This is a genomic window from Pseudoalteromonas sp. SR45-4, from assembly GCF_014163535.1.
Classification (GTDB): Bacteria; Pseudomonadota; Gammaproteobacteria; order Enterobacterales; family Alteromonadaceae; genus Pseudoalteromonas; species Pseudoalteromonas nigrifaciens.
In genome coordinates this window covers 1-3339 of record NZ_JACJDO010000080.1, presented here as the reverse complement: position 1 = coordinate 3339, position 3339 = coordinate 1, and the positions used below count along the sequence as shown (strand labels likewise).

Genomic DNA, 3339 nt, shown 5'->3' with positions numbered 1-3339 from the left:
ACAAAATTGAATGATGGCTAAACCACTCGATTTTTGCTGCTCAAAAATGCCTTGCCAGTGTTTTATTTTTTGCTGTTTATTCATAATTACCTCAGGTTAATATGCTGAGTAAATTATGCATAGGTGCCATTAACATTGGTATGTGGGGCTAATTACGCGCTTACGGTTATATTGATAGCCATAAATAAAAGTTACCACTATTCTTGGCTATCAATTTAAAAAATACAGAGAGCACAAGGGTTATATCTACAACTTTTTGCTATAATTTCCCACTTCCCTTATAAACTTGATAGCTGTAAAGCTATTGTCATCATAACTTGATCCAAGCTTTAGCTTTTTTCCGTTACTTAACTCAATATATCTACTAGTTGAAGAAAAATGATCATGCCTCTCACAAATATCTGCTTTTGCTACCCTTTTGCATACATCTTCATACGCCATAAAACTTCTTACGCCATAAGTGGTTTTATCTTTGTCACTGTCTGTGTACTTACCAATAAAAGCCCTTGCCGGAGATACGCCTGGCTGTCCTGAGCTATGCGCTGAATGACCTAAACCAATCAAATGAAATAACTCATGCATAGCGTAGTATTCGTTCGCATAAGTGTTAAAACCCCAGCTGGCTACAGCAAAAGCCAAGTGTTTATTATTTCTATCACCCGACCTAACTGGCTTATAGGCTTTTCCGGCGACCCCACTTACTGAATCAAAGAAAGGGTGAATAAATAGCACTACGTCTGCTTTCCATGCCTTACGCATCTCTCTTAGCTTTTGACTATTGGCCATTTTAGACAATAACTGAGAAAAATTCCTACTGCATCTACCTTGTGGACAAACATCCTCCGGCGGTAAACTATACGCGTACCGCTCAGTACCGAATTTAGTATTTTCATGAGCTGTATAGTACCTCATTCCACTGATATTACCTTCTCCATCTATAATATCAGTTATGCCTCTCAAAACAGGGACAGGCATATACTGTCTGAATTTATATTCTTTCATTCTTTTAGCTATGTTTGGATGTATTAACCACAAGACGCCAGGACCTATTGTGTTTTCTAGAGATGTTTTTGGATCTAACGGCATTTTTACAGCCCAGCCATTAATAGACTTTGATGCATAAGAATTAACAGGAGCAGCAACTAAGTTGTCTTTAATTAACCCATCACTTACTTCTATTGTGTGATCACCCGATTGGGAGGGCTTTTGCAGTCGCTTTGTCTCTGTAGCACTAATAACTTCCCAATCCGCTGAAAACCTTATGAATTTTTCACTTTCATTAGTGCTAACAATTAACTCATAATAAAGCTCAGATGGCTCAGCACTTTCATTACTCTCCTCGAATGAATACAGCCTAGCTTTTATTTTTTTGTTTTGTGATTTGAACTCAACACTTCTTAACTTTAAATCTCTGCCATACGTTAGATTAGTTGGCTTTAAAGAGATGTTAGGTGAAGCTATTCCCTCAAATTTCAAATTCATGTTTAGCATTTCAACACCCGAATAAGAAACTTTTCGACTTAAATCTCCGAATGTGTCTTTAAGTCCATCTTCACTTTCAGCATCAATTCGTTTATCTGAATTAGCATTCTGTATAATATCTTCCAGCGTGCTTCTTTGTAAGATGTTTAACTCAAACGATTCCATATTCTTAGTTTGAGAGTATTTATTATTCATAGGCTCTACATCTAGAGCTTGAGTCTGAAAGCTAGCTCCAAATAGTAAAATCAAAGGGAGAAATATTTTTTTCATATGATATGTCCTTATAGTTAATTTTATTTCCTAAACCACCATATTCTCACATGATTAATATGCAAACCTATTTTAGGTACTAAACATACTTTTTTGTCTAGAAATAAATACAAAAATGTAAAAATCTACTAAAATGCACACTAAAATGCATAAGTCTTAGTTTCATCTTTCAGATTCGATTAACAGGGCTCAATTAAATCTGACAGTCAAAGATTGGCACATGCCAGATCTTAACTTAGATTCAAATTAAGCTTCGATCTGTTCTGAGAGGTCTAACGCATCATCAACTTCTATTACTAAGTACCTGACAGTTCTTTCTAGTTTTCTATGGCCAAGTAGAAGCTGAAAGGCTTTTTAGTTTTTTATAAATTAGTGATGTTTTGGTACGTCTCATTGAATGAGTACCATATTGGGTCTTATCTACATGTTTGAGCTTCTTGTAAAGCTAGATAGCTTCTATTTCATGAAAATCGATTCCAGTAAGGTTATTCTCTTTTATTAAAGAGTAAAAACTATTTTCTGCATCTGTAGTTATGTAACTCAATCCCGTTTCTTTTGTGCGAAATAAAGCTGTATTTTCTACTTTTGACTTATCTATTACTAAGCGCTTGAACGGCTTTATCATTTTTATTTCACCACGTTTATTATAATTGTGCTCAGTAAGGTCGTGGTTTAGAGCATCTTCAAAACCAACTAGGTTTAGCGCATACCAAGTTTCACCTTGCAAATCACATTTAAGATATTCAACATTGTGTCCTAAATTAGGTTCCATTATTGCTTTAACTTCTTTTGATAAAACATAAGAAGTAGCTCCTAGTCCTGCAATATCTGGTATTTGAAGCCCAGCGTTTACATCATGCTCATCAATGAGCCAGTTAACTCCAAGAGTGCGCCAGTTATCTGTCATTGAATGGCCATCAAAAAGTAAAATTTGGCCTTCTGTTAATTGCATCGTTTGCTCGAAACCTGTTTCATTGAGGTAAAGGTATAAATCAGGGTTTATATTAAAACCATATACTTTATTAAAACTTTTCATATTATTAAACCTGAGTTCCACTTAGTTTTGTATGGATTGGGAATTCACCATCTTCAAGGCCATCTGAAATTTGACGTAATGCTTCAATTATCCCTCTGTGTCCTAATCCCTTGTTGATTGACTGGTCAAGAAGAAACTCTACATTCAAATAATATTTTTTCGTATGGATGGTTGCGTGTGCATAAGCGTCAGGCATTGACTCCAGAGGAACGTGAGCTTTATGTAATGGTAAATATACGCCATTAGCTTCATGATCAATGTCAATACCAAATGCCGCTAACCGCATACGAGAACGTGCTGCTCGCATGGCATTCCAAGAGACAATATGATGTGCGGCTGTATTTTTAGGAAGCTTTCCTCTACCAACTTTAGCCATATTTTCAGCTAACTTCTTGGAGTGGCTTTTCATGTGTTGCAATTGTAATATTGTAAGCGCGCAATTAAACCCACATACCAATATTAATGCTACCTATGCATAATTTACTCAGCATATTAACCTGAGGTAATTATGAATAAACAGCAAAAAATAAAACACTGGCAAGGCATTTTTG

3 protein-coding genes and 1 pseudogene are annotated in these 3339 nt (G+C 35.7%); all 4 read right to left on the bottom strand.

What is annotated here, in order from left to right:
• Positions 1–246: 246 nt before the first annotated feature.
• The 4 genes and pseudogenes from H5058_RS17955 to H5058_RS17945 all read right to left on the bottom strand — a co-directional run bounded on the left by H5058_RS17955 (position 247) and on the right by H5058_RS17945 (position 3164).
• Positions 247–1752 carry a hypothetical protein gene (locus tag H5058_RS17955; protein ID WP_182679349.1) on the bottom strand — a complete coding sequence of 502 codons (1506 nt, stop codon included), beginning with the start codon at positions 1750–1752 and terminating at the stop codon, positions 247–249.
• Positions 1753–1998: 246 nt separating this feature from the next.
• A pseudogene (locus H5058_RS18585) lies at positions 1999–2176 on the bottom strand (integrase); the annotation flags it as partial.
• A gap of 21 nt (positions 2177–2197) precedes the next feature.
• On the bottom strand, positions 2198–2788 hold the full coding sequence (locus tag H5058_RS17950; protein WP_024605456.1) for an imm11 family protein: 591 nt from the start codon (positions 2786–2788) through the stop codon (positions 2198–2200).
• A 4-nt stretch (positions 2789–2792) separates the two neighbouring features.
• A complete protein-coding gene (locus H5058_RS17945) occupies positions 2793–3164 on the bottom strand; it encodes an AHH domain-containing protein (protein ID WP_024605455.1) in 372 nt (123 codons plus the stop codon).
• Positions 3165–3339 lie beyond the last annotated feature (175 nt).

Bases quoted from the DNA above. Each gene is read 5' to 3' on its own strand.
- H5058_RS17955 (WP_182679349.1), bottom strand. From the start codon at position 1,752: ATGAAAAAAATATTTCTCCCTTTGATTTTACTATTTGGAGCTAGCTTT.
- H5058_RS17950 (WP_024605456.1), bottom strand. From the start codon at position 2,788: ATGAAAAGTTTTAATAAAGTATATGGTTTTAATATAAACCCTGATTTA.
- H5058_RS17945 (WP_024605455.1), bottom strand. From the start codon at position 3,164: ATGGCTAAAGTTGGTAGAGGAAAGCTTCCTAAAAATACAGCCGCACAT.